General features: G+C 71.3%; 1 protein-coding gene. It reads left to right on the top strand.

Translation table 11 applies throughout. The features are described from left to right. A partial coding sequence (locus tag RCG67_RS17225; RefSeq protein WP_368828027.1) for an ATP-binding cassette domain-containing protein occupies window positions 1-475 on the top strand: 475 nt, incomplete at its 5' end. Between the last annotated feature and the right edge of the window lie 86 nt (window positions 476-561).

Genomic DNA, 561 nt, shown 5'->3' with positions numbered 1-561 from the left:
CCAGGGCCTGAGTCTCGACCAGTCCGTCCTGGACAACGCCCTGGGCGTCATCCGCTCCGTCTTCCCGCGACGGACGGCCGCGGCCCGGAGGGAGGTCCCCGGGGTGCTCTCCTCGCTCGAGGTGGTGGCCCGGGACCTGGACCAGGAGGTCCAGTACCTCTCGGGCGGCAACCAGCAGAAGGTCGTCCTCGCCAAGTGGCTGGCCGTGGATCCGCGCGTCGTGCTGCTCGACGAGCCCACCCGCGGGATCGACGTGGGCGCCAAGATCGCCGTCTACGACCTGATGCGGACGCTCGCCGCCGAGGGCAAGGCCATCCTCATGGTCTCGAGCGAGCTGCCGGAGGTCCTGGGCATGTCCAGCCGGATCGTCGTCATGCGGGACGGCCGGATCGCCGGCGAGCTGCCGCCGGACTCGACCGAGGAGCAGGTGCTGCAGCTGGCCACCGGCGCCCGCACGGAGAGGGCGACGTCATGACCGCGCTCTCGAGGCTCACCTCCACCCACATCGTCTACCTCGTGGTGCTGCTGACCTTCGTCGCCGGCACGGTGCTCGTCGGGGCC

Origin of the sequence: Kocuria cellulosilytica (assembly GCF_040981245.1) — a bacterium.
Classification (GTDB): Bacteria; Actinomycetota; Actinomycetes; order Actinomycetales; family Micrococcaceae; genus Kocuria; species Kocuria cellulosilytica.
This window is presented reverse-complemented; position numbering and strand designations above follow the sequence as displayed.